Origin of the sequence: Klebsiella sp. M5al (assembly GCF_002090195.1) — a bacterium.
GTDB lineage: Bacteria > Pseudomonadota > Gammaproteobacteria > Enterobacterales > Enterobacteriaceae > Klebsiella > Klebsiella grimontii.
On the sequence record NZ_CP020657.1, the window covers coordinates 2,646,607 to 2,672,762 of the forward strand.

Annotated in this window: 24 protein-coding genes and 1 pseudogene; 16 read left to right on the forward strand and 9 right to left on the reverse strand. The window is 54.3% G+C overall.

Annotated elements, in window-relative coordinates:
* Positions 1–151 precede the first annotated feature (151 nt).
* From zntB to dbpA, 3 genes and pseudogenes are all read left to right on the forward strand, one after another.
* Complete coding sequence (gene zntB, locus BWI76_RS12695; protein ID WP_004139195.1) at positions 152–1,135, forward strand: zinc transporter ZntB; 984 nt, start codon at positions 152–154, stop codon at positions 1,133–1,135.
* A gap of 277 nt (positions 1,136–1,412) precedes the next feature.
* A pseudogene (locus BWI76_RS28685) lies at positions 1,413–1,577 on the forward strand (hypothetical protein); the annotation flags it as partial.
* Between the two features lie 40 nt (positions 1,578–1,617).
* On the forward strand, positions 1,618–2,991 hold the full coding sequence (gene dbpA, locus BWI76_RS12705) for an ATP-dependent RNA helicase DbpA (RefSeq protein ID WP_004139192.1): 1,374 nt from the start codon (positions 1,618–1,620) through the stop codon (positions 2,989–2,991).
* A 43-nt stretch (positions 2,992–3,034) separates the two neighbouring features.
* Here dbpA and ttcA read toward each other — a convergent pair whose 3' ends face one another.
* The 5 genes from ttcA to nifJ form a co-directional block, all read right to left on the reverse strand.
* Positions 3,035–3,970, reverse strand: a complete 936-nt coding sequence (gene ttcA / locus BWI76_RS12710; RefSeq protein WP_004139190.1) for a tRNA 2-thiocytidine(32) synthetase TtcA — start codon at positions 3,968–3,970, stop codon at positions 3,035–3,037.
* Positions 3,971–4,163: 193 nt separating this feature from the next.
* Complete coding sequence (gene uspF / locus BWI76_RS12715; protein ID WP_004121089.1) at positions 4,164–4,598, reverse strand: universal stress protein UspF; 435 nt, start codon at positions 4,596–4,598, stop codon at positions 4,164–4,166.
* 82 nt (positions 4,599–4,680) lie between these two features.
* Complete coding sequence (locus BWI76_RS12720) at positions 4,681–4,893, reverse strand: KTSC domain-containing protein (RefSeq protein ID WP_004139189.1); 213 nt, start codon at positions 4,891–4,893, stop codon at positions 4,681–4,683.
* 154 nt (positions 4,894–5,047) lie between these two features.
* Complete coding sequence (gene ompC, locus BWI76_RS12725) at positions 5,048–6,196, reverse strand: porin OmpC (protein ID WP_004139187.1); 1,149 nt, start codon at positions 6,194–6,196, stop codon at positions 5,048–5,050.
* A 355-nt stretch (positions 6,197–6,551) separates the two neighbouring features.
* Positions 6,552–10,079, reverse strand: a complete 3,528-nt coding sequence (gene nifJ, locus BWI76_RS12730; protein WP_004139184.1) for a pyruvate:ferredoxin (flavodoxin) oxidoreductase — start codon at positions 10,077–10,079, stop codon at positions 6,552–6,554.
* A 458-nt stretch (positions 10,080–10,537) separates the two neighbouring features.
* Between nifJ and BWI76_RS12735 the strand changes: the two genes are divergently transcribed.
* From BWI76_RS12735 to BWI76_RS12780, 9 genes are all read left to right on the forward strand, one after another.
* The gene (locus tag BWI76_RS12735; RefSeq protein ID WP_004139182.1) at positions 10,538–11,239 is read left to right on the forward strand and encodes a helix-turn-helix transcriptional regulator; all 702 of its coding nucleotides are present in this window, start codon (positions 10,538–10,540) and stop codon (positions 11,237–11,239) included.
* A gap of 427 nt (positions 11,240–11,666) precedes the next feature.
* Entirely contained in the window at positions 11,667–12,029 is a 363-nt protein-coding gene (locus BWI76_RS12740; RefSeq protein ID WP_004139179.1) for a hypothetical protein, read from the forward strand.
* 76 nt (positions 12,030–12,105) lie between these two features.
* On the forward strand, positions 12,106–12,498 hold the full coding sequence (locus BWI76_RS12745; RefSeq protein ID WP_004139178.1) for a phage holin family protein: 393 nt from the start codon (positions 12,106–12,108) through the stop codon (positions 12,496–12,498).
* Complete coding sequence (locus BWI76_RS12750) at positions 12,488–12,760, forward strand: phage holin family protein (protein WP_004139176.1); 273 nt, start codon at positions 12,488–12,490, stop codon at positions 12,758–12,760. Before BWI76_RS12745 ends, BWI76_RS12750 begins: the two co-directional genes overlap by 11 nt.
* 7 nt (positions 12,761–12,767) lie before the next feature.
* Entirely contained in the window at positions 12,768–13,310 is a 543-nt protein-coding gene (locus BWI76_RS12755) for a glycoside hydrolase family 108 protein (RefSeq protein ID WP_004139174.1), read from the forward strand.
* Between the two features lie 229 nt (positions 13,311–13,539).
* Complete coding sequence (locus BWI76_RS12760) at positions 13,540–14,718, forward strand: tail fiber domain-containing protein (RefSeq protein WP_004139172.1); 1,179 nt, start codon at positions 13,540–13,542, stop codon at positions 14,716–14,718.
* Positions 14,715–16,574 (forward strand): S-type pyocin domain-containing protein, encoded by a 1,860-nt coding sequence (locus BWI76_RS28500; protein ID WP_064371714.1) that lies wholly within the window; start codon positions 14,715–14,717, stop codon positions 16,572–16,574. The genes BWI76_RS12760 and BWI76_RS28500 overlap by 4 nt, the downstream gene beginning before the upstream one ends.
* Entirely contained in the window at positions 16,571–16,870 is a 300-nt protein-coding gene (locus BWI76_RS12770) for a hypothetical protein (RefSeq protein WP_004139169.1), read from the forward strand. Before BWI76_RS28500 ends, BWI76_RS12770 begins: the two co-directional genes overlap by 4 nt.
* 813 nt (positions 16,871–17,683) lie before the next feature.
* Positions 17,684–17,956 (forward strand): DUF333 domain-containing protein, encoded by a 273-nt coding sequence (locus tag BWI76_RS12780; protein ID WP_024358353.1) that lies wholly within the window; start codon positions 17,684–17,686, stop codon positions 17,954–17,956.
* Here the strand turns inward: BWI76_RS12780 and hslJ are convergent.
* The 3 genes from hslJ to BWI76_RS12795 form a co-directional block, all read right to left on the reverse strand.
* A complete protein-coding gene (gene hslJ / locus BWI76_RS12785) occupies positions 17,953–18,393 on the reverse strand; it encodes a heat shock protein HslJ (RefSeq protein WP_004139159.1) in 441 nt (146 codons plus the stop codon). The genes BWI76_RS12780 and hslJ overlap by 4 nt on opposite strands.
* A 125-nt stretch (positions 18,394–18,518) precedes the next feature.
* Positions 18,519–19,508: a 2-hydroxyacid dehydrogenase gene (locus tag BWI76_RS12790; protein WP_004139156.1), complete on the reverse strand. Its 990-nt coding sequence runs from the start codon at positions 19,506–19,508 to the stop codon at positions 18,519–18,521.
* A gap of 149 nt (positions 19,509–19,657) precedes the next feature.
* Entirely contained in the window at positions 19,658–20,155 is a 498-nt protein-coding gene (locus BWI76_RS12795) for a DedA family protein (protein ID WP_004139154.1), read from the reverse strand.
* Between the two features lie 195 nt (positions 20,156–20,350).
* On the opposite strand from BWI76_RS12795, the gene BWI76_RS12800 reads away from it, so the two are divergent.
* Genes BWI76_RS12800 through BWI76_RS12810 form a run of 3 tightly spaced genes read left to right on the forward strand, consistent with a single transcriptional unit; the run spans position 20,351 to position 23,506 of the window.
* On the forward strand, positions 20,351–22,990 hold the full coding sequence (locus BWI76_RS12800; RefSeq protein ID WP_004139153.1) for a YdbH family protein: 2,640 nt from the start codon (positions 20,351–20,353) through the stop codon (positions 22,988–22,990).
* Positions 22,990–23,175, forward strand: a complete 186-nt coding sequence (locus BWI76_RS12805) for a YnbE family lipoprotein (RefSeq protein WP_004121063.1) — start codon at positions 22,990–22,992, stop codon at positions 23,173–23,175. The genes BWI76_RS12800 and BWI76_RS12805 overlap by 1 nt, the downstream gene beginning before the upstream one ends.
* Before the next feature lie 7 nt (positions 23,176–23,182).
* Complete coding sequence (locus tag BWI76_RS12810; RefSeq protein WP_004121062.1) at positions 23,183–23,506, forward strand: YdbL family protein; 324 nt, start codon at positions 23,183–23,185, stop codon at positions 23,504–23,506.
* Here the strand turns inward: BWI76_RS12810 and feaR are convergent, their stop codons facing one another.
* Positions 23,507–24,415 (reverse strand): transcriptional regulator FeaR, encoded by a 909-nt coding sequence (feaR, locus tag BWI76_RS12815; protein WP_024358350.1) that lies wholly within the window; start codon positions 24,413–24,415, stop codon positions 23,507–23,509. It abuts the gene before it with no gap.
* A gap of 235 nt (positions 24,416–24,650) precedes the next feature.
* On the opposite strand from feaR, the gene BWI76_RS12820 reads away from it, so the two are divergent.
* Entirely contained in the window at positions 24,651–26,150 is a 1,500-nt protein-coding gene (locus tag BWI76_RS12820) for an aldehyde dehydrogenase family protein (protein ID WP_064371715.1), read from the forward strand.
* Positions 26,151–26,156: the final 6 nt, after the last annotated feature.

Consider the following 26,156-nt stretch of genomic DNA (forward strand, 5'->3'; position numbering starts at 1 on the left):
CAAAGTACATCCACAACCCGCCGCCGGCGGGTTCTTTTTTTCAGGCTCCTCGCTTTTCGCCAGTGAATTCAGCAGCATGCCCTGATTAGCTCTTGCGTAACCGTCGCGTAAGGCTAGACTACGGAAATGTGCATGAGTTAACGGAGGTCCAGTGGACGCCATTAAGGGATCGGAACTGAACGTGCCGGATGCCGTTTTTGCATGGGTGTTCGACGGGCAGGGCGGCGTAAAGCCGTTGGTCGATAGTGACACCATTGATAAAGAGCATCCTTGCTGGCTGCATCTCAACTATACCCATGTTGATAGCGCGGAATGGCTGGCATCAACGCCGCTGCTGCCCAATAACGTGCGCGATGCGCTGGCCGGCGAGAGCACTCGCCCGCGAGTGACGAGAATTGGCGATGGGGCATTAATCACGCTGCGCTGTATTAACGGCAGTACCGATGAGCGCCCGGACCAGCTGGTCGCGATGCGTCTTTATATGGACGAGCGTTTGATTGTCTCCACCCGGCAGCGCAAAGTCCTGGCGCTGGATGATGTGCTCGGCGATTTGCGTGAGGGCAACGGCCCGATTGACGGCGGCGGCTGGCTGGTGGATGTTTGCGATGCGCTAACCGATCACGCCAGCGAGTTTATCGAGCAGCTTCACGACCGGATTATCGATCTGGAAGATGATTTATTGGATCAGCAGGTCCCACCGCGCGGTTTCCTCGCGCTGTTACGTAAACAGCTTATCGTCATGCGCCGCTATATGGCGCCGCAGCGTGATGTGTATGCAAGGCTTGCCAGCGAGCGTCTGCCGTGGATGACGGACGACCATCGGCGACGGATGCAGGATATTGCCGAACGTCTGGGGCGAGGTCTGGATGAGATTGATAGCTGCATCGCCCGCACGGCGATTATGAGCGATGAAATCGCGCAAATTATGCAGGAGTCGCTATCACGTAGAACCTATACGATGTCGCTGATGGCCATGGTTTTTCTACCCAGCACTTTTTTAACCGGACTCTTTGGCGTCAACCTCGGCGGCATTCCCGGCAATAGCTGGCATATGGGTTTTTCTATTTTCTGCATAATGTTAGTCGTTCTCATTGGGGGTGTTACATGGTGGTTGCATCGTAGTAAATGGTTGTAAAGAATCGCCTTTTGGCGCGGTGATGATGATGAAAACCCGGCAATGTTTGAGCGAAATCAATAAACCGTCTACCCATTCAGGGCAATATCTCTCTCGCAGGTGAATGCAACGTCAAGCGATGGGCGTTGCGCTCCATATTGTCTTACTTCCTTTTTTGAATTACTGCATAGCACAATTGATTCGTACGACGCCGACTTTAATGAGTCGGCTTTTTTTTGCGCTCTGTTTCTCAGCTTCTACGCTTAACTGGTGTACCCGCCCATAACCGGGAGTCAATATGCCTATTCATCCGCTGAACTCAATCCCCATTCCGCCGGAACCCAACGATCCTGTACCGGTCCACGATCCCAAACCCCGCCCGCGTCCGTTACCCGACCCACCGCCTGACGATGAGCCGATTAAATTGTCGCATCGGGAGCGGAGATCTGCGACGATACGCGCCAGCAGATTGTCCGCCCCTAAATGTAATGCGAGAAATAATTGTGACCGCTTTTTCAACTCTGAATGTTTTGCCCGCCGCCCAGCTCACTAACCTGAATGAACTAGGGTATCTTTCGATGACCCCAGTTCAGGCGGCGGCTTTGCCGGCGATTCTTGCGGGTAAAGATGTCCGCGTGCAGGCAAAAACCGGCAGCGGTAAAACGGCGGCATTCGGCCTCGGGTTGCTCCAGCACGTTGACGCCTCGCTGTTCCAGACGCAGTCGCTGGTGCTGTGTCCGACCCGCGAACTGGCGGATCAGGTCGCCGGTGAGCTGCGTCGCCTGGCGCGCTTTCTGGCAAATATTAAAATTTTAACCCTCTGCGGCGGCCAGCCTTTTGGCGCCCAGCGCGACTCGCTACAGCACGCGCCGCATATTATCGTCGCCACGCCGGGGCGCTTGCTCGATCACCTGCAAAAGGGCACCGTGTCGTTGGACGCGCTACAAACCCTGGTGATGGACGAAGCGGACCGCATGCTGGATATGGGGTTTAGCGACGCCATTGATGAAGTGATCCGCTTTGCGCCGGCTTCGCGCCAGACGCTGCTGTTTTCCGCCACCTGGCCGGAAGCGATCGCGGCGATTAGCGGCCGCGTGCAGAACAACCCGCAGACCATTGAAATTGATGCTGTTGATGCGCTGCCGGCTATCGAACAGCAGTTTTTTGAAACTTCGCAACACGGTAAAATCACGCTGTTGCAAAAGCTGCTGAGCCAGCATCAGCCCGCTTCCTGCGTGGTGTTCTGCAATACCAAAAAGGATTGTCAGGCCGTCTGCGATTCGCTAAACGCCGCCGGACAGAGCGCTCTGTCGCTGCACGGCGATCTTGAACAGCGCGACCGCGACCAGACGCTGGTGCGCTTTGCTAACGGGAGTTCGCGCGTGCTGGTGGCGACCGACGTTGCCGCCCGCGGGTTAGATATCAAGTCGCTCGAGCTGGTGGTGAACTATGAGCTGGCCTGGGACCCGGAGGTTCACGTGCACCGCATTGGTCGTACCGCTCGCGCCGGTGAAAGCGGTCTGGCGATTAGCCTCTGCGCGCCGGAAGAGGCGCAGCGCGCGAATATTCTTGCCGAAATGCTGCAAATGAAGCTCAACTGGATGAACGGGCCGACGAATAGCACTGTTGTGCCGCTGCAGGCAGAGATGGCCACGCTGTGCATTGATGGCGGTAAAAAAGCGAAGATGCGCGCGGGCGATGTGCTGGGGGCGTTGACCGGTGATATCGGCCTTGATGGCGCGGACATCGGCAAGATTGCCGTTCATCCGGCGCATGTCTACGTAGCCGTGCGCCAGGGCGTAGCGCATAAAGCGTTTAAGCAGCTGCAAAACGGGAAGATTAAAGGTAAGGCCTGCCGGGTTCGTTTGCTGAAATAAGCGCGACAAAGGCGTCTCAGGCGCGCGCCTGAGACGCAAGACGTTATTTTACTTCCACCACGTTCAGGCGCAGTTCATCCAGCTGCGCGTCATCCTCTTCCGGCTGCCAGCCGGCCGGCTGCATCGGGATCTCTTCACGATCGAACGCCAGGTCGCCGCCGTCAATCACCGCAGAACCGTGATGAATGCCCTTAAAATCGAACAGGTTAACGTCGCTAAGATGGGAAGGCACCACGTTCTGCATCGCGCTAAACATGGTTTCGATGCGCCCAGGATAGCGTTTATCCCAGTCGCGTAGCATATCGGCAATCACCTGGCGCTGGAGGTTGGGCTGCGAACCGCACAGGTTGCACGGAATGATCGGAAAACCTTTCGCCTGGGAGAAGCGCTCAATATCTTTTTCCCGGCAGTAGGCCAGTGGACGAATCACGATATGTTTACCGTCGTCGCTCATCAGCTTCGGCGGCATACCTTTCATCTTCCCGCCGTAGAACATGTTCAGGAACAGGGTCTGCAGGATATCGTCGCGGTGGTGGCCCAGGGCGATTTTGGTTGCGCCCAGTTCAGAAGCGGTGCGGTAAAGAATGCCGCGGCGCAGACGGGAGCAGAGCGAGCAGGTGGTTTTACCTTCCGGAATTTTTTCTTTAACGATGCCGTAGGTATTTTCTTCAACAATCTTATATTCCACGCCCAGCTGCTCAAGATATTCCGGCAGAATATGCTCCGGGAAGCCCGGCTGTTTTTGATCGAGGTTGACCGCCACCAGCGAGAAAGAGATTGGCGCGCTTTTTTGCAAATTGCGCAAAATCTCCAGCATGGTGTAGCTATCTTTACCGCCGGAGAGGCAAACCATGATGCGGTCGCCTTCTTCAATCATATTAAAATCGGCGATCGCCTCGCCGACGTTACGGCGCAGGCGCTTCTGCAATTTGTCGAGGTTGTATTTTTCTTTCTTGCTAATTTCTTGATTCTGCAGCATTTAATAATGGCTCAATTCATAGTGTGGCATCAGAAGCGCACGCGTTCTGCCAGCATGATTGTGGCATTCTGCTGGTGCGTAGCATGTGGCGTGTATGGTACGGATTAGCGAAGGGAATGTCAGCACATTTAAGGTTAAATAAGCCCGGCGGGGGAAAAGACAAAAAGCCCGCACGGCGGCGGGCAGAGTCGGTTTAACGCACAACCAGCACCGAACATTCCGCATGACGGACAACGGCGGCGGCGTTAGAGCCCAGCAGGTAGGTGGTGATATCGGGACGGTGTGAAGAGATAATCACCAGGTCCGCGGGGAGAGACTTCGCCATAGCAAGGATTTTATCTTTCGGCGAGCCCTCTGAAACGTGAAAATGGATACGGTCTTCGGGGATATTAAACTTTTTCACAATCTCTTTGAGCCGCGATTCCGATTCGGCTTTGAGGTCATCCATCGCCGGCAGCTCTGCGGTGTAGGCCATTCCCAGCGAAGCGTAATAGGGAAGGGAGGGAATGACGGTCAGGAAATGCACCTCGGCATCATCGATTCTGGCTTCAGCTTCAACATGCTTGATAACGCGATCGGTTAATTCTGTATCAGAAATATCGATGGGCACAAGAATCATTCTGTTCATAAAACCTCCTGTTTAAGTAACCACTTAAAGTGTAGGTCATCCAGGCGATTATTGTACATTGCGCGCAATCACACTTTCGTCATCAGGCGCAGCGGCGTTCGGTAAATTTTCCTTTAATGACGCCATCGTAAAAACGGCCTTTAGAAACCACCAGCAGAAAGTCGCGGAAAATGCGCGGCGGGACACCGATATACTGCAGCGTTTGGTTATCGCGAAAGCGGATTTCAAGAATGCCGGCGGATTCATCATAGGCGACGGAGGTGATTCGGGATGATGTTACGGGGTGATGGTGCATGGCGGGCGTCCTCTTACGGCTACGGCAATTCCAGGGAGCAATATATCATTTAACGGACGATTATTTTAAGGTAATCGATATATTGTTTTGCTTTGAATGCAGTCGATCGCCGGGAGGGGAAGACAAAGCCCGCCGTTGCCAGCGGGCCCGGACATTAGAACTGGTAAACCAGACCTAACGCGACGACGTCATCCGTAGAGATGCCGTTGTTAGAATAGAAGCTATCGTCTTCATCCAGCAGGTTGATTTTGTAATCAACGTAGGTAGACATATTACGGTTGAAGTAATAAGTCGCGCCAATGTCGACATATTTAACCAGATCTTTGTCACCGGTATTTCCTGCCGGGTTAGCAGCATTGCCCTGCATAACCAAATCCTTACCCTTAGACTGCAGGTAGGAGATAGCCGGACGCAGACCGAAATCGAACTGGTATTGAGCCGTCACTTCAAAGTTTTGCGTTTTGTTGGCAATAGTATCGCTGTTATTACCATATGGGGTCATATTACGGGTTTCTGAATACATGGTTGCCAGGTAGATATTGTTGGCATCATATTTCAAACCTGCGGTCCAGGCATCGGCTTTATCGCCGCCGGCTGTAGAATAATGGGTCTGCTCATTGGTACGGTCGGAAGAACTATAGGCCGCTGCGATGCTCACGCCCATACCCAGATCGTAGGAGGAGGAGAGGCCAAATCCGTCACCGTTAGAGTTTTTGACGTTGCGACCATTATTGTTGGCGGTGCCTTCTTGATTTTCATCACCGGACTGATTTTCATTTTTACCCTGATACTGCAGGGCGAAGTTCAGGCCGTTAACCAGACCGAAGAAGTCATTGTTACGGTAGGTTGCAACGCCGTTAGCGCGGCCGGTCATAAAGTTATCGGCCTGGGTGTAGGAGTCGCCGCCGAATTCTGGCAGCATATCGGTCCAGCCTTCTACGTCGTACAGTACGCCGTAATTACGGCCATAGTCGAATGAACCGTAGTTAGCGAATTTCAGACCAGCAAATGCCAGACGGGTCCAGGCCTGGTTGTCAGAGCCTTCGGTATTGTTCGCCTGAACGTTATATTCCCACTGACCGTAGCCGGTCAGCTGATCGTTAATCTGGGTTTCGCCTTTGAAGCCAAGACGGACGTAGGATTGATCGCCATCTTTCGATGAATCATCGGAGAAATAATGCAGACCGTCTACCTTGCCATAGAGATCCAGTTTATTTCCGTCTTTATTATAAATTTCAGCAGAATGAGCAGCGCCAGCAGCTAATAATGCTGGAATAACGAGGGCCAGTACTTTTCTTTTCATTTGGACAATCCTTTAACGGTTTTTGTTTTAGCTTCCTCCTGGGAAGTGAACTCATGCTAAAGGAGCAAATAGAGATATGGTAAGTATCAATTGTTACGATATGAGTAAAATCTAAAATAAATAATTCAGATGAAATGATGATAATTATAATGAATGATTTGGTGGGAAATATACAAAATAAAAATTATACATATCGATTTTAGTATCGTATTATCCGCTCGTTATATGCCTTTTATTGTCATTCAAGAATTTATATTACCCTCCGTTCCTGAGAATGGTTTTTATTGAGCGGTAAAGCGACAAGCCCGAATGAATATTCGGGCTTTTTTTATGCGCTGATAAAAACGGCAGCGAATTAGCTTTCGCTGGTGGGTTTTTCCGCCTTACCGGCCAGCTGCGCCAGGAAGTCATAGCGTTTTTGTAGATCCGCGGTCGCATCTTTCCATAGCTGCTCCGCAACTTCCGGCTGCTGCGCGTTCAGGCGACGGAAGCGCTGTTCGTTCAGGAGCGTTTCCGCCAGCGCGTCTGACGGCGGACGGGAGTCCAGCGCCAGCGGAAGTTTACCTTCATCGGCACGACGCGGGTCAAAGCGATACAGCGGCCAGAACCCGGTCGCGGTCAGCTGGCGCATCTGATCGTGGCTTAGCGCCAGATCGTAACCGTGTTCTTCGCAAGGACTGTAGGCAATAATCAGCGACGGCCCCGGATACGCTTCCGCTTCCTGAATCGCTTTTACCGTTTGGTTGAGCTGCGCGCCAAGGGAAATCTGCGCCACATAAACATGACCGTACATCATCATGCTGACCCCAAGGTCTTTGCGCGCCTTGCGCTTGCCGTGCTCGCCAAATTTAGTCACCGCACCCAGCGGGGTAGCCTTCGATGCCTGGCCGCCGGTGTTGGAATAACACTGGGTATCGAGCACCAGAATATTGACGTTTTCGGTCAGGCTCAGCACGTGGTCGAGACCGCCGAAGCCGATATCGTAGGCCCAGCCGTCGCCGCCGATCAGCCAGATAGATTTCTCGACCAGCGCGTCGGCGTCGATTAACAGTTCCTTCGCACCTTCTTCATTTGCCAGCACCTTGCGCAGCTCGGCTACCTGTTGGCGGCGTACCTCAGGCGTTGCCTCCGCGTGCAGCGCATCGTTAAGTTCGGGCGGAAGTTTATCGGCGAACTGCGATAGCAGACGCATGACGCGCTGACGATGCTGATCGACGGTAAGGCGGAAGCCAAGGCCAAATTCGGCATTATCCTCGAACAGCGAGTTGGCCCACGCCGGCCCGCGGCCGTTGGCATCGGTGGTGTACGGCGTGGAAGGGAGATTGCCGCCGTAAATCGATGAACAGCCGGTGGCGTTGGCGATCAGCATCCGGTCGCCGTAGAGCTGAGTCAGTAGCTTGATATACGGCGTTTCGCCGCAGCCGGAGCAGGCGCCGGAGTATTCGAACAGCGGACTGATCAGCTGCGAAGTGCGGATATCGATACGTTCCAGCTTGCTACGGTCCATTTCCGGCAGATTGAGGAAGTAGTCATAGTTCACTTTCTCTTCTTCGACATGTTCAAGGCGCGACATCATATTGATGGCCTTGATCTCCGGGTTCTGCCGATCTTTTGCCGGACACACCTCGACGCATAGATTGCAGCCGGTGCAATCTTCCGGCGCGACCTGCAGAACGTATTTCTGGCCGCGCATATCGCGGGATTTAACGTCCAGGGAGTGCAGACTGGAGGGGGCGCTTTCCATCGCGTCCGGGGAGACCACTTTCGCGCGGATTGCCGAGTGCGGGCAGGCGGCAACGCAGTGGTTGCACTGGGTGCAAAGCTCTTCCTTCCAGATAGGGATCTCTTCAGCGATATTGCGTTTTTCCCAGCGGGTGGTGCCCATTGGCCAGGTACCGTCCGGCGGCAGGGCGGAAACCGGCAGCGCATCGCCGAGTCCGGCCAGCATGGCGGCGGTCACGGTTTTGACGAAATCCGGCGCGGCGTCGGAGACGACCGGCGGGCGGTTCGGGCTGTTGGCATCGACCTGCTGTAACGGCACTTCCGCCAGCGACTCGCGGGCCAGGGCCAGCGCCTGCCAGTTGCGTTCGACCAGTTCCTGGCCTTTACTGCTGTAGCTTTTCGCAATCGCGCCCTGCAGTTCCGCCAGCGCGCTATCGCCCGGCAGGATCTGCGTCAGATGGAAAAACGCCATCTGCATAACGGTGTTGATGCGCGCGCCAAGGCTGCACTCGCGGGCGATTTTGGCCGCGTTAACGATATAAAACCGCGCTTTTTTCTGATTCAGCGTGGCCTGGACTTCCTGCGGCAGGCGCGACCAGACTTCTTCGGCGCTGTATGGGGTATTGAGCAGGAAAATACCGCCGGGCTTCAGGCGCTCAACCATCTGATACTTGTCGATAAACTGTAGCTGGTGGCAGCCGACGAAATCGGCCTGCGAAATAAGATAGGAAGAACGAATCGGCTTCTCGCTGACGCGCAGGTGAGAGACCGTCAGGCCGCCGGCTTTTTTCGAGTCATAGACGAAATAGCCCTGCGAGAACCATGGCGTCGAGTTACCGATAATCTTGATATTGTTTTTGGTGGCCGAGACGCTGCCGTCGCTGCCGAGGCCGTAGAACAGGGCTTCCAGCTTCGCCTCCGACGGTAGGGTATTTTCTACCAGCGGCAGGGAAAGGTTGGTGACGTCATCGTAGATGCCAACGGTAAAGCGCGGCTTGGGTTTGGCTGCGCTCAGTTCGTTGAAAATCGCCAGCACGCACTCCGGTCCGAACTCTTTTGATGAGAGACCGTAGCGGCCGCCAATGGTACGCGGCAGCGTTTCCCGCTCGCCGCGGTTAAAGGCTTCCGCCATCGCGGTCATCACGTCGAGATACAGCGGTTCAGCCAGGGCGCCCGGTTCTTTGGTGCGATCGAGGACCGCCACGGCGCGGGCGCTTTCCGGCAGAACGTCCAGCAGGTGCGCGGCGGAGAAGGGCCGGTAAAGGCGAACTTTCAGCACGCCGACTTTTTCTCCGCGGCTCAGCAGTTCATCAACCACTTCCTCACAGGTGCCGATTGCGGAGCCCATAATCACGATAACGCGCTCGGCCTGCGGATGTCCGTAGAACTCAAACGGTTTGTACTGACGCCCGGTGGCGGCGGCAAAATCGTTCATCGCCGTTTCAACGTGTTCGTAAACCGCGTCGTACCATGGGTTAGTCGCTTCACGCGACTGGAAGTAGGTGTCCGGATTAGCTGAGGTTCCGCGGATTACCGGATGTTCGGGATTCAGGGCGCGCTGGCGATGTTCATCGATTTTATCCTGCGGCAGCAGGCTGAGAAGGGTATCGTCCGCCAGCGGGGCGATTTTGTTGATTTCGTGCGAGGTGCGGAAACCATCGAAGAAATGTATAAATGGCACCCGGCTTTGCAGCGTAGCGATATGCGAAATCAGCGCAAAATCCTGGGCTTCCTGGACGCTGCTGGCGCAGAGCATCGCGCAGCCGGTCTGGCGCACGGCCATGACGTCCGAGTGATCGCCAAAGATAGAGAGCGCGTGGGTTGCCACGGTGCGTGCGGCGACGTGCAGCACAAACGGCATCAGCTGACCGGCGAGTTTGTACAGCGTCGGGATCATCAGCAGTAAACCCTGCGATGAAGTAAAAGAGGTCGAGAGAGCGCCGGTTTGCAGCGCGCCGTGTACGGCGCCAATGGCCCCGGCTTCCGACTGCATTTCGACGACGCGGGGAACATCGCCCCAGACGTTCTTCAGCCCGTTGCCGGCCCAGGCGTCCGCCTGCTCCGCCATGGTGGAGCTGGGCGTAATCGGGTAGATGGCGATAACTTCACTGGTGCGAAACGCGACTGAAGCAACCGCGCCATTACCGTCGATAGTGATCATATCAATACTCACATTGCTAAATGTTTGATAAAAATGTTTTTATGCCCATTGATACCTTCTGAGCACTCGCTTATCTATTCTGCATTCTGCGCAACCGCTATCGGCGCGATTTCACCGGTAGCGTAAAAGTTCGTTTCTCCCTGCATGGTTACCGGCAGGGGGACCGGGTTTGCGAATTACTGTCTAAGTATAGACCCCGGAGGAACATGATTTTTTGATCTCCAGTAGCGACAAAATCCATAGTTCAGATAAATTAATTCAACGTATTACATAGGTGTCCACGTATGAACGACACCCTACACCAAAATCAATGGCGTCATTTTTCCATAAGTAGCAGTGTTGCGGTTCCGCTGCGACGAAGGAGCCGCAGCAGACCGTTTTTTATTACCTATAGGTAATTTAATTGGGTTTTGCTATATTTTAGATACCTGATGGTAAATGGCGTTAGAATCTTTGCGATGGATAAATACGAAATCAGACGGCAGCGCTTGCTCTATATCCGCGATAATTTATGCGGCGGCAAAGCCGTTGATGTGGCCCGAACCCTTGGCCGGGAGCCTTCTTACGTCTCAAGAATGCTCTACCCCGAAGGCAAAAAGCAAAAGAAAAGGATAGCTGACGAGATGGTCGAACTTATTGAATCTTCGTTCAATCTTCCCCGCGGATGGATGGACGGTATCACCGGGAATATTGATATTGAGCGAGAACCGGTAGAGGATTCGCCACAGATGCCATATGTCATTGAGGTTCTGGATGCCCAGGCCAGCGCCGGGCCGGGCTGCATTGTCTCCAGCGAGGTTGATGAAACGGTCAGCAGTATCACCTATAACTCTGCCGGCGCGCTGCGGCTTTTTGGTAACAGGCCCGCAGAGCATATCAAGGTGATCACCGTATCCGGCGATAGCATGTCCGGCACCATTGAGACCGGTGACTACATTTTTGTCGATGTCTCGAAAGACTACTTTGAAGGCGACGGCATTTACGTCTTTTCCTTTAAAGGCGCGGTGCTGGTGAAGCGCCTTCAGTTCACGGCGGATGGCCTGCTTGTTCACTCGGATAACAGTAAATATGCAGACTGGACGATTGGCGAAAGCCATGAACAGTATCTGAAGATCATTGGTCGCGTGATTTATAGCCACAGCGTTAAACGCTTCGTTTAAAGGCGTGCATTGCCACGCAGGTCGCCATTCGTACTGAGTTCAGCCGATAAGTTTTAACCCGGTATGCCGCGTGTAAGCCGGGCATACCTGCGTCTTTTCCCGCATAACCCTGCCACACCCTGTTCAGCGCGCTCCCTCGGCCTTTCCGGCTCTTAATGGTGTCGCTGGGCAACAGGTTAAAAAATATCTCTCATTTTTCAATGGATTGCGATTTATTCGCCATAAAGTATACCCATGGGTATTTATTTTTAAGTTACCTTAAGGTGTTCTTTTTTCATCAACCTGATGTACAGCACCATCTTGATGATGAAATACAACGATTCCGTACGGAATCTACGTGGCTGAAAGGCCAGCGCCATGACGCAATGTGCTTTGGGGTATAGCCATTAAGGGTACATACCGCCAAAGCTCATTAAAGGAGACCGCAATGTCCCGTAAAACCGCGTTTAATGGCTCCGCCGCCGGCCGACGCCGCGCGCAGCGAGCCCACTTACAAAATCCGCAAACCCTCAGTTCCGATCTCATCCACCGGCCCACGCCTTCCCGCGCTCAGATTCAGGCAAAGGGAGGACACCACACGCCCAGCCGTATTGAGGATGCTTTGCCGATTAAATTTGTTGCGCAGGATATTTTCTGGCAGCGCGAGGAATATAAACGACAGATTGTGCGAGCGACCGTTATTTATCAGCACGAGTTTGCACACGATTATATAGAACCAGGCAGCTATCTCTGTCAGAGGGCAATTTATGCGCTTGGTTTGCAAAGAAGAAAGAAAGTAACGGCGAGGTAACGCCTCAGTGCCAGGAAAAATGACCCTGCGCTTCGTTATTTACCATCATTATTCATAGTGAAAGAAGGGAGGGTATATGTCCGATCCTGTTTCCGGTACGTCGATAATTGTTGCGGGTGGATTAATGGGCGCCGGTATGTTTGGCCTGGTGACAGGTATTGATTATGGCGTTGTATTTGGCGCGTTTGCTGGCGCGGTATTTTATGTGGCGACGGCGGTTAATATAACGCGTTTTAGACTAGTGGCCTATTTTATGACGTCCTTCATTGTTGGTGTCCTGGGCGCCGGGCTAATTGGGACAAAGTTGGCTATCTGGACAGGATATAGTGATAGACCGTTAGATGCGTTAGGTGCCGTACTGATATCGGCGCTGATTATTAAGATACTTACCTTTCTGAATAATCAGGATCTCAGCGACCTGTATAAAATACTCACCCGCAACAACAGTGGGCGCCCGAATGGAAAATGATCTTCCCGCGCTGGTAAACGCAACGCTCTGCGCTTTTATTACCCTAAGCTTGATGTTTTATCGGCGCGTCCGGCACCGAAGATATCGACCATGGATATCGTATACGGCATATTTGCTGGTCATCACTTATGCCAGCATACCGTTTCGTTATCTCTTCGGCTTGTATACCTCGACCCACTGGTTGGTTGTTACCGTGAATTTTTTTGTCTTTATTGCCGTGCTCCTGGTGAGAGGGAATATCGCGCATTTAATCGATAAATGAGGAATAGATGAATAAAGATGAGATTTTTAATGCCATTCTGGAAAAGGAGGGCGGTTATGTAAATCATGCTGATGATAGAGGTGGGCCGACAAACTGGGGGATTACTCAAGTCACCGCGCGGGCTCATGGTTATGATGGCGATATGCAAAAACTGACGCGCCAGCAGGCGCTGGATATTCTCAACGCTGACTACTGGATTGCGCCCCGGTTCGATCATGTTGCTGAAATATCTACCGCGATCGCTGAAAAACTGTGTGATGCCGGGGTTAATATGGGGCCTGTTCTACCCGGTAAATGGCTTCAACGCTGGTTAAATGCGTTTAATCATCGTGGGGCACTTTATCCGGATCTTATGACCGATGGTGTAATGGGGCCGAGAACTTTAAATGCCTTGAGCCATTATCTTATTCGCAGAGGAAACGAAGGAGAGCTTGTACTGTTACGGGCATTAAACTGTAGTCAAGGGCAGTATTATCTGGAGCTGGCTGAAAGAAATGATGCCAATGAATCGTTTATCTATGGCTGGTTGCGAACGCGAGTATCTATGTAGTTTCTGTTTTATTAATTTAATCATTTCAGTAATCGAAATCTGGAGAAATTGAATATGTATACATCTAATGATTTAACCCTCTCAATGCTTTCTGGAATGAGCGTGACGGGTAATTAAGTTAAATGAATTGCAATTAGGTGTTAATGGAGTAATCCAAGTGGAAGTGCTGGATAAATATATTCAGCTATTCATACCGTAAGTAATTAAATCATCGATAAGGAATATAGAAATGGTTGACCAAAAAAGTAATGCGCAAGTTTTAAATGGCGTTAACGACGATATTTCAGAAATGAAATCATTGACCACATTGCGTAAACGTGTGGTGACAGATGGTGAAGTCGTTTCTAAATCGCAGAACGCGTTCCGCCTGGCAGGTAGCAAAACGGGAGTCGTCTTGCGCAATGACGGGAATGATTTTCACACCCTCGTCACCCCTGAAGGGCAGGCGCAAGACGGGCAATGGAATACCCTTCGCCCATTATCCTTTAACCTCAAAACCGGGCGCGTTGCTCTTCGTAATGGCGTGGATATTTCAGGTGGGGCTATGGTTTCTCACAATGCGGGAGTTTTTACCACATTGACCGGGCCAGATGCGCTTATTAACGGTCAAACCTATGACTCTGCCCCTATGTATACCGATTTCAAGACTGGCAGCGTCGTTACAAGAATGCTTATGGGGGCTCGGGTTAACGCCGGTCATGATGATTACGGATTACTTTCATACCGTGACTGGCATGGAAAGTGGAATGAGCTTCGCGTCCGTCCTAACAATGAACTTGATGCGGGTCAGTATGTTAAACGCAATTCAGACGGATGGTTTGTCGCGAAAGGTTATCGCCAGATAGATAACAACGCAGCCAGAATAACGAACGGTTTATGCATTCAGGGGGCAGGAGATTTATCCGCAGACCTCTATCACTCGGAACGTATTGGCCAGCATCATTTTCTCGGCCTACATGTGGCCAACGGTGGCGCGCAGGGCTGGTACGAGTTCCGTAATGATGGTCATGCCTATACTAATGGCGCCTGGCACAGCAGTTCTGACGCACGCATGAAAACCCAGGTTGAAAAAATCGATAATGCGTTTGAAAAACTGAATCGCATCAGTGGTTACACCTACCTGAAGCAGGGGGTTAGCGAAGCTGGCGTTATCGCGCAAGAGGTGGAGGCTGTTCTACCTCAAACCGTCTCTCGGACTGAAGTGATTTTAAACGATGGCCGTGTGCTGAAGGATGCCCTCAGCCTAAATATTAACGGGGTAGTAGCACTTCTTATTGAGGCTCTGAAGGAAGAACGTCAGGCTCGTCTGGAAGACAAAGCTCTGATGCTGCAAGAACAGGAATCGCGAACAGATATTGACCAGCGTCTGGCCGATCTGGAGCTCCGCGACGGACAGGAGACAGAATGATGGCTGAAAATCAACCGGCACCGCTAACACCAGCTCCTCCAGGAATGGTTTCCCTCGGCGTTAATGCCGACGGTGAAGAGGTGATGACCGTGATTGGCGGGGATGGCGGCGCAGGCTTTTCTGGCGGGCACGCAAATATTGTTCCTGGTAGCGGCAGTATACTGGCTGACCAGCGCAAGAAGACGCTTTCCCGTCTTCAGGCTGAATGCTCGGCGGCCATTGAAGCCACCGCAAAATGGTCAACCGAAAATCTGGAAAAAACGATGGCGGCGCAGGCGGAAAGAATCCGTGCCGCTACGGCAGCTCAGCAGTCAGCAAAGGCATCCCTTGACAGACTCATGCAGCAGTTGAAAGACGTGACGGACAAAGCTCTTCAAAAAGCCAGGTCCGGGCCGAGCGTCACCGACCTTGCACATCAGAACAACCAGGAACTTGCGGCGCTTGGGGAGCAAATTGGCCGTCAAAAAGCACTGAACGAAGCCAGAAAAAAGGCGGAGAGGGAAGCTAAAAAGGCTGAGGAAACTTATCAGGCCGCACTGCTGGCGCAGGAAGAAGCGCAGCGCCAGCAGGCAGAAGTTGAGCGGGAACTCAAGGAAGCCAGGGCGCATGAGGCCGCTGCAAAAGCAAAGGCTGAAGCTGACAGGGTTGCGGCGGAGAAAGAGGAAGCTGAACGACTGAAGGCTGAGGAGGCGCCAAAGGCTCTTTTTGCGAAGGTGGGTATTCAGGGCACCCCGGTTTACACCCAGGAGATGGTAAAAGCTGTCTCCGTTCTGATGTTAAAACCGGGGGTAATATTGCTAAACCGGGCGCCGGGAATGATACAGATGGCCGCCGTGGCGGTACGGGCACCGGCTGCCCTTCCCGGTGTAGCCAGTGCCGTTATAACGGCTACCGCTGAATTCTCCGGCTGGATTTCATCAGCCCTCTGGCGGGGTGTTGTGGGCGTGGCAGGAGCCGCCACTGCCACAACGGCTGGTGCCATGGTAGCTGCTGCATCGACGATATTCTTCTCGCCCCGTGCCGGTGGCGGTAACGACAGTAAGGTTCCCGGGCGTGATATTGAGATAATGGCCGCCCAGGCCCGCCTGTTTACAGCTGGTAAACTGATCATCGATCCGGGGATGAAAAGCGTTGACCTGCCGGTGCGTGGATTTATCACCATGGAAATGGATGGGCGCCAGTCTCTGAAACTGGTGAAAACTGGCACAGGCGGCATATCTGCCACTGTACCGGTACTGAGTGGCGTACGCGACAAGGCCTCCGGACTTGATAAAATCATGGTACCGGCGGTGGACGGGGCTCCGTCACTGAGCATTCTGATCAACCCTGTACCATTTGGTCCCGCTGCGCCATCCCATACCGGCAACAGCACGCCAGTGCCAGTGACGCCGGTTCACACCGGCACGGAAGTAAAACAGGCGGACAGTATTGTCACCACCTCACTGCCAGTAGCCGATGTTCCGCCGCTGCAGGACTTCATCTACTGGCAACCTGATGCGACAGGAACCGGCGTTGAGCCGATTTATGTTATGTTAAGTAGCCTGCCAAAATCAGTTAATCATAAGCACAAGCATTATCCCCCTAAAGGTGTATCCTGGAAGGATATTGTTAATGCAACAGCTAATGGAGGGAGTGCTAAATTCAAACCAGATGTTAATATTGCTGAAATCGATATCGACGCATGGAAAAATGGGCAAATGACAGCCAAACACCCAACATGGAAGGTGAAAAAATATGATCATGTAATTGGTGCTTATGCTGGAAAAGAAACCCAGTGGGTTGTTGTTAAAGAGTCTCAGGGGGTTGTTCACTCTCATCCAATATCGGAGCAAAAAGCCAAGGAGTACATGAAATGAGTATCAATCGTATAGATATAGATTTCAAAGGTGGAGTGGTGACTGATGATACATTATTTATCACGGATTTCGATGGTCCAGTAGGCTATATTGATGAAGATATATTATTAGTTGAGTATCCAAATGATTTTTCAGTAGATGTGTCATTCCACGAAGGTTCAAATAATTTAAGTGTCAACGTGATATGTGGGAGCAATTGGGAGGCGCCTGTATACAGAAAATTTATAGGACTTCGTGATAAAGCAGGATTGCTGAAGTCAATCAGGGAAGCCGTTGATATTGCTGTTAAAAGCTAGATTTGGTTATATACGGGGCTGTACATACGTTCTGTGTAACTGCCTTTTCTTAGCAGTGGCCGTTCAGGCGGTCACTGAATTCGATAATAAAGCAACCTGGCGCTCTTCGCTGGCACCTCTGCAGCATCTTCCATTTATGTCATACCATTAGAATTGGGGCAGGGCTGAAAGCAGGTGGGGATTTATTACCGGCATACAGGATGGGCACCGGTCTCTAAACCTTGAGAAAAAAGCGTACACATCCGCAATGGCTATTTCTGATTGCCTGTGTGGCTGGGCCGAATGGATTTCTTGATACGAAATAAAACATCTATTAGCAGAACATATTATATAGCGTTGCCATAACAACTAGTGGTCACTGAGGTAGTATTTACCAAATAGTATTAATAAGCAACTGATTCATATCAAATATTCTGATAAGACATTTCAGCATTTTGATAAAACAGGTGATTAATATTATCGTTGATTAATCCATCAAAATAACGCAGGTCGTTAATTTTAACTAAGGATGAAGATATGCAATTCATAAAAATATCGGCCCCTGCTTTATGAATAGTGCTATCGCGGAGGAAATCTTCTTGCACAACAAAGCACTACATCTTTTACTGTCGGGCAACTATTGCCTCATTATGATGCTTTTCAGTCGTACAGAGATGAATGTGCTTATGCTGAGAGGCTTCTGACGCCAAAAAAATTTGCTAATAAATGTTAATACAGCGCATAAATACGTACTTCGCCTCTCGACGCGGCGCGCTGAGCTGCCTATTATCCTTAGGCTTGTTCATTTTAAGATGTATCTGAGGGGGAGAGAAGATGCGAGCTGCGTTTTTAGTGGGATGTGCTGCGCTGTTACTGTCGGCGTGTAGTAGTCATGATGAGCCTGTTCAGCAGGCGACGGCGGCGCACGTGTCGCCCGGGATGCGCGCCGCGATGAGCAGCTCCGGCCAGGCAAACTGCGCCATGGTTGGCGGCTCGTTATCGGTTGCCCGCCAGCTTGATGGCTCCGCTATCGGCATGTGCGCCTTACCGAACGGCAAGCGCTGCAGCGAGCAGGCGCTGGCAGGCGGAAGCTGCGGTAACTATTAATTCATCAGGTCGGCGAGCTTATATACCAGCGTCTGGTCGGCGGTCGCCAGCGTCAGCTGCGTTTCCGTCAGGTCGACCTGCGCGCCTTCGCGCAGCATTTTGCTCAGCGTGGCGTCCAGCGTATTCAGCTGCGGGTCCGTGCAGAGCATGCGGGTCATCGCCAGCTCTTCAACCTTCAGCTCGCCGTCGGAAACTTTGCCCGTGCCGCTGAAGCGGTTGCACATATTGCCTGAAACATACATCTTGCCCGTAATAGGCATCTTTTCGCCGAAGCTCAGCTCCTGCGGCTTGTCCGCGGCATTCAGCGGCTGCCCGTTAACGCTGGTCAGCACAAACCGATGGTGCTGAAGCTGTTCCGCCCTGGTCGAAACCTTGCTGTTATAAACGCAGCCCGATAGCAACATTCCCACCGCCAGCAGCGCAGCATACTTGTTCATTTAATCTCCATGAATATTTATCGTATTAATAAATGAAGGGGATTGTAACTTTATCGCAGGCGATTTCTGTGAGGATTATCTGAATGTGCCCCCCGCCATGGGGGAGCACAAAAGGGAAAGGAATATCAGACCAGCGCGTTAGGGCAGGCGTCGCCAGCAGCCACCTGACGCAGATTGTCGAGGGTGGTTTGCGAAATGCTGATCAACGCTTCCGCGGTCAGAAACGCCTGGTGACCGGTAAACAGGACGTTGTGGCAGGCGGAGAGGCGACGGAACACATCATCCTGAATCACGTCATTAGACTTGTCTTCAAAGAAAAGATCGCGTTCGTTCTCATACACGTCCATCCCCAGCGCGCCAATTTTCTGGTGCTTCAGGGCGTCGATCGCCGCCTGCGAATCGATGAGCGCGCCACGGCTGGTATTGATGATCATCACCCCGTCTTTCATTCGCTCGAACGCGGCATGGTTCAGCAAATGGTAGTTTTCATCGGTCAGCGGACAGTGCAGGGAGATAACATCGGACTCTCTGTACAGCGTTTCAAGATCGACATACTCCACGCCCATATCCAGCGCGGCGGCGCTTGGGTAAGGATCAAACGCCAGCAGGCGCATACCGAAGCCTTTAAGAATGCGCAGCGCGGCGACGCCGATTTTCCCGGTGCCGATAACGCCGGCGGTTTTGCCGTGCATGGTGAAACCGGTCAGCCCTTCCAGAGAGAAGTTAGCGTCGCGGGTACGCTGATAGGCGCGGTGAATGCGGCGGTTCAGCGACATCATCATGCCGATAGCGTGTTCGGCGACCGCTTCCGGCGAGTAGGCCGGGACGCGCACCACGCGCAGGCCCAGCTCTTTGGCGGCATCGAGGTCAACGTTGTTGAACCCGGCGCAGCGCAGCGCGATGTACTTCACGCCGTGGGCTTTCAGTTCTTCAAGTACCGGGCGGCTACCGTCATCGTTCACGAAAATGCATACCGCTTCGCAGCCGTTGGCGGTTTTGGCGGTCTTTTCGGTTAGCAGGAAATCAAAAAATTCCAGTTCAAAGCCATATGCATCATTAACATGCTGCAGATACTTCTTGTCGTACTGTTTTGTACTATACACAGCGATTTTCATAAGACTTTTCTCCAGTGATAATACCGTCACGGTAGCATAATTAAAATAATCTTACAAATGTTAAAAACTAGTTTAATCAGCAGGTTATAGTAATAATTCTAGAGCATATCGCGGTGTTAAGAAATCTCTTTAAAAGACAATACCTTTCATCAAAAGCTGAGGCTTAACGCCCCTGGCGCCAGCAGGATCAGCGGCCAGAGCAGCCCGGAGCTGACGTTGGCGAGCTGAAAATGCCAGAAAGAGGTGCCGCTGGCGCCGGTTACCAGCGGCACGGTGGCGCGCAGCGGAGAAAGAAAGCGGCTAAAAAAGAGCGCCCACGCGCCGTGGCGGCACAGAAACAGCTGGCCGCGAGCGAGGCGCTCGGCATTGAGCCAGCGGATACGATACAGATGGCGCCGATAGCGGCGGCCCGTCAGCCATGAGAGCCAGAATCCGCCGATAGCGCCGAGGCTGGCGCTCATCCACATTAACAGGAAATGCCCCGGGCTGGCCGATGCCAGCGCGCCGAACAGCAGCAGCCCCGAGGTGCCCGGGATCAGCAGCGAGATGACGGCGCAGGATTTAGCGAACGTCAGCAGGAAAACCATCAGCAAAACCAATGAATAGCGGCCCTGAGCGTATTCCATCAGCGAGATAATTAAGTCCACAGCCTCATCCGTTTACGTTCGCAGGTATAAAGCAGTGTCGCAGGAGAAAACTAAACCCCGGCTAAATGACCCGCTGGAGAATCACATGGCGACGACTACGCTTAAACGGGATGGAAACTTTAACTCACAGGTCGAACGTGCCACAATAACGGCCTCTCGGCTTTTACTCATTTCGAATCAGGATATTAGCTGCCCATGAAGGGTAAATATAAAGCCGCCATCGCGCTATTATTAGCCCTCGTGCTGCTACCGCTGGCTTTGCTATTGACGCTCACCCACTGGGTGCCCACGCTGGCAGGTATCTGGCTACCTACGGGAACCCGAATCTCCCTCAATGAAAGCCCGCGCCTGACGCGCTCTGCGCTGCGCATTCCGGATCTCCGCTACCTGGTCGGCGACTGCGAAATCGCGCGCGTCACCAATGCCTCGCTCTCGCGTCCCAGCCGCTGGCGTTTACATATCGGCGAGCTGGATATTAACAGCGCCTGTCTGAACAAGCTGCCGGAGAGCGAAGCCGCGCCGGGGGCGCCGAAAACCCTCGCCGAATGGCAATCAATGCTCCCTTATAGCTGGCTGACGATTGACAACCTGCGCCTGTCGCCGTGGGATAAATGGCAGGGGCGGCTGGTGATGTCGCTCACGCCGCAGCAGCAGGATATCGGCTATGCCGGGAAAGAGGTCACCTTCCAGGCGCGACTGCGCGGCCAGGCGCTGACGGTCAGCGACTTCTCCGCGCGTCTGGTGGAAGATCAGGCGCCGGTGAAGCTGGTGGGCGAGTTTCAGATGCCGCTGGTGCCGGACGGCTTGCCGGTCGATGGCCACCTGTTCAGCACCTTTGAATTTCCACAAACTCCCGGCCTGGTCGATGCCGAACTGGAGTGGCAAGAGAACCGCGGGCAACTGCTGGTCACGCCGCGCGGTGAGGTGGAGCCGATGCTTGACCTGCCGTGGGAAATCGCTCCGGATCGTATCACCATCAGCGATGGCCGCTGGCACACCGAATACGCGGGCAACGCGTTGAGCGGCCGCGTCGCGCTTTCGCTGGGCAACTGGCAGCAGGGCACCGAGCAGATGCAGGTCAGCGGGCGACTTAACGTGCTCACTCAGGGCCAGGCCGGGAAGGGCAACGCCGTGCTGAATATCGGCCCCGGCAAGCTGAGCACGGACAGCAGCCACATGCCGCTACAGCTGACCGGCGAGGCTAAGCTCGGCGATCTGATTTTTTACGCCAAACTGCCCGCGCAGCTGAGCGGGCCGCTTACCGCGCCGGTGCTCAACTTTCATCCCGGCGCGCTGCTGCGTTCGCGCGGGCGGGTCATCGATTCGTTGAATATCGATGAAATCCGCTGGCCGCTGGCGGGCGTCAAAGTGACGCAGCAGGGCGTTGATGGCCGCCTGCAGGCTATTTTACGCGCCCATGAACAGGAGATGGGCGATTTTACCCTGCATCTTGACGGCCAGGCCGACAACTTTATGCCCGACCATGGCCGCTGGCAGTGGCGCTACTGGGGCGAGGGCCATTTCACCCCAATGCAGGCGCGCTGGGATGTGAAAGGCGCGGGCGAATGGGCCGACAGCACCATCGTGCTCAACAGCCTGTCGACCGGGTTCGATAAGCTGCAGTACGGTTCCATGCTGGTGAGCGCGCCGCGTCTGACCCTGGAAAAACCGATCCACTGGCTGCGCGATGAGCAGCATCCCAAACTGACCGGCGCGCTATCGCTGGATGCCGGGAAAACCACCTTCAGCGGCGGCAGCGAACTGCCGCCGTCGACGCTGAAATTTAATATCGACGGCCGCGATCCGACCTGGTTCCAGTTCAACGGCTCCCTGCATGCGCAAAAAATTGGCCCCGTGCGCGTTACCGGGCGCTGGGACGGCGAACGTCTGCGCGGCGAGGCATGGTGGCCAAAACAGTCGCTGACCGTTTTCCAGCCGCTGTTGCCGCCGGAGTGGAAGATGAACCTGCGTGAGGGAACGCTTTACGCGCAGGTGGCATTCTCCGCCGCAGCCGGGCAGGGCTTCGAGGCGGGCGGTCACGGTGTGCTCAAGGGCGGCAGCGCCTGGATGCCGGATAACCAGATCAACGGCGTCGATTTTGTGCTGCCGTTCCGCTTTAGCGACGGCACCTGGCAGCTTGGCACTCGCCATCCGGTATCGTTGCGCATTGGGGAAGTCGTCAACCAGTTCACCGCGCGCAATCTGACGGCGGATCTCCAGGGCGCCTGGCCCTGGAGTGACGACGCGCCTTTACAGTTGAGCAACGTCAGCGTCGATATTCTCGGCGGCAAGCTGACCATGCACCAGTTGAGGATGCCGCAGCATGACCCGGCGCTGCTGCGTCTGCAAAACATCTCCAGCAGCGAATTAGTGAGCGCGATTAAAGTGAAGCAGTTCGCCGTCTCTGGCCCGTTTAACGGCGCGCTGCCGCTGTGGCTGGATAACGATAAATGGATAATCAAAGACGGCTGGTTCAGCAATCCGGGGCCGATGACGATGCGCCTCGATAAAGACACCGCGGACGCGCTGGTGGCCGACAACGTCTCCGCCGGGGCGGCCATTAACTGGCTGCGCTATATGGAGGTGGCCAGATCGTGGACGCGGATCAACCTCGATAACCTCGGCGTACTGACGCTGAAGGCAACGATTAGCGGTACCAGCCGGGTAGAGGGCAAAAGTAATACGGTGCACTTAAACTACTCCCATGAAGAGAATATTTTTGACCTGTGGCGCAGCTTGCGTTTCGGTGACAATCTGCAGGCGTGGCTGGAGCAGAACGCCAGGCTGCCCGCGCCGCGCTGTCAGGACAGTCATACCTGTAAGGAACAACAATAATGATCAAACTATTCGCCGCTTTTCTGGCCACCGCGCTGCTGGCGGGCTGTACGCCGCGTATTGAAATCGCGGCATCGAAAGAGCCGATCACCATCAATATGAATGTCAAAATTGAGCATGAAATTCATATCAAGCTGGATAAAGACGTTGAGAATTTGCTCAAATCGCGTAGCGATCTGTTCTGAGGCGATGATGAGAATACGACTGATAACCACGACGCTGGCGCTGGTGCTGTTCAGCGCTCAGGCGCTGGCCCTGACCCTCAATGAAGCTCGCCAGCAGGGGCGGGTCGGCGAAACCCTCAATGGCTATCTTGAACCGCTGCGTCAGGATAAAGAAACCCTTGAACTGGTGAAGCAGATCAACGCCGCCCGCAGCGACAGCTATCAGCAACTGGCGGATGACAATAATCTACCGGTGGATCAGGTGGCGAAAATGGCCGGGCAGAAGCTGGTCGCCAGGGCGCAGCCGGGCGAGTACGTGAAGGGCCTTAACGGCAAATGGCTGAAAAAATAGCTATCGGCAGCGCTTGCGATACTCTCCCGGCGAGACGCCGAAACGCTGCTTAAAGGCGGTGGAGAAATGGCTATGATCGCTGAACCCCCAGCTGTAGCCAATCCCCGCGAGCTTTTCATCATCATGGGCGCTTTGCAGCGCGCGGGCGCACAAATCGAGCCGACGATTCTTAATATATTGCGCCACCACCAGCCCTTTTTCAGCAAACAGCCGGTAAAGACTGCGCACCGACATGCCGGTTTCGCTGGCCAGCCACTCCGGGCGCAGATGTTCCGCCTGAATCGACTCATCGATTAACGCCATGATTTTCTGAAACTGCTTATCGCGCCGGGACGGCTGGGCTTCCTGATGATGCAGCATCGGACGCAGCAGGCAGACGATGGCCTCCAGCGCCGCTTTGCTTTCGCTGGCCGAGAGTTCAGGGCTGTTCATGCTTTCATGTAGCAGGCGCTGGCTGAGCTGGACCATCGGCAGGCTTTTCGCCAGCCGCGTAGCGATGCTGATTTCACTGCCGCGCAGCTGCTGCTCCAGCAGCGATCTTGGCAGCAGCAGGGAGGCCTGGCGCGAGGTTTGCTGCCAGATAATCGAGCATGGACGAGACGCATCAATCAGGGTGATATCGCCGCTCTCCAGCATCGCCTGGCGGCCATCCTGCTCGATCGTCGCCTGGCCCGCGAGCTGGAAGACGGTATAAAACCAGGCGTCATTATCGCGCTGGATCTCTTGTCGGGTACGGTAGAGGTTGATGCCGCGGGCGGTCACCGTGCTGACTTTCAGGTCGCCGGCATAGCTGGCGTCGATCTCACCGTGGAAATGATCATCCAGCGGACGGGCGGCGAACTGCCCGCAGACCTGATTGATTTTTGCTAACCAATGCTGGTAATTCTGCCCACGATTTGCCGTATTCATCGCGCATCCTTTGTAATAATAATGTTTTTGCATTGTTGCATTTATGATGCTGGAGGCAAGGGCAGAAGACGGAGTATATGAAAGAACTATTACCTGCTGCACATTTTCTGTCCGCGTCATCGACTTAATTGCGGCGGCTGTCACAGCGGCAAAAACGAATGTCACAGAGAAAAAAGCGTGAATCGCGACCCCGGCATAGACTGATACCACTATCCGCGAACAATAAGGAAGGGGTATGTCCACATCACAGGTCGCGCTACTCGCCAGCGTGCAGCAGTTTTTAGACAGACAGCATGGTTTGTACCTCGACGGTACGCAGCAGGCGGCAGAGAGTGAACAGCGTTTAACCGTCTGGAACCCGGCCACCGGTCAGGCTATCGCCAGCACCGCGGACGCTAACGCCGCGGATGTCGATCGGGCGGTAATGTCCGCCTGGCGCGCTTTCGTTTCCCGCAGCTGGGCAGGGCGGACCCCCGCCGACCGCGAACGGATCCTGCTGCGCTTCGCCGATCTGGTGGAGCAGCACGGCGAGGAGCTGGCGCAGCTGGAGACCCTTGAACAGGGGAAATCGATTAACATTTCCCGCGCCTTTGAAGTGGGCTGCACCCTGAACTGGATGCGCTATACCGCCGGGCTGACCACCAAAATCAGCGGCCGCACCCTAGACGTATCGATTCCCTTCCCGGCGGGCGGGCGCTATCAGGCGTGGACCAAAAAGGAGCCGGTGGGCGTTGTGGCCGGGATCGTGCCGTGGAACTTCCCGCTGATGATCGGCATGTGGAAAGTGATGCCCGCGCTGGCGGCTGGCTGTTCAATCGTCATTAAGCCGTCGGAGACCACCCCGCTGACCCTGCTGCGGGTGGCGGAACTGGCAACCGAGGCGGGCGTGCCGGACGGCGTCTTTAACGTAGTGACCGGCAGCGGGGCCGGATGCGGCGCGGCGCTGACCTCGCATCCGCTGGTCGCCAAGGTGAGCTTTACCGGATCGACCGCTACCGGTAAACAGATTGCCCGCGTGGCCGCCGATCGCCTGACCCGGGTCACGCTGGAGCTGGGCGGCAAGAACCCGGCTATCGTGCTGAAAGATGCCGATCCGCAGTGGGTGATTGAGGGCTTAATGACCGGCAGCTTCCTGAATCAAGGGCAGGTGTGCGCCGCCAGTTCGCGAATTTATATCGAAGCGCCGCTGTTCGATACGCTAGTGAGCGGCTTTGAGCAGGCGGTGAAGTCGCTACAGGTCGGACCCGGAATGCTCGAGAGCAGCCAGATTAACCCGGTGGTGTCGCAGGCGCACTGCGCCAAAGTGGCCGCCTATCTTGATGAAGCCCGTCAGCAGAAGGCTGAGCTAATTAGCGGTCACGCGGGGCCGGATGCGCAGGGCTACTATATTGCCCCGACGCTGGTGATTAACCCCGACGCCGGGCTGCGCCTGTGCCGGGAAGAGGTGTTCGGCCCGGTGGTGAATCTGGTACGCGTGGCCGATGGCGAAGAGGCGCTGCTCCTGGCCAACGACAGCGATTTTGGCCTGACCGCCAGCGTCTGGACCCGCGATTTGACTCAGGCGCTGAGCTACACCGACCGCCTGCAGGCGGGGACGGTGTGGGTCAACAGCCATACGCTGATCGACGCCAATCTGCCGTTCGGCGGCATGAAGCAGTCCGGTACCGGCCGCGATTTCGGCCCCGACTGGCTGGACGACTGGTGCGAAACGAAGTCGGTTTGCGTGCGTTACTAGCCGCCT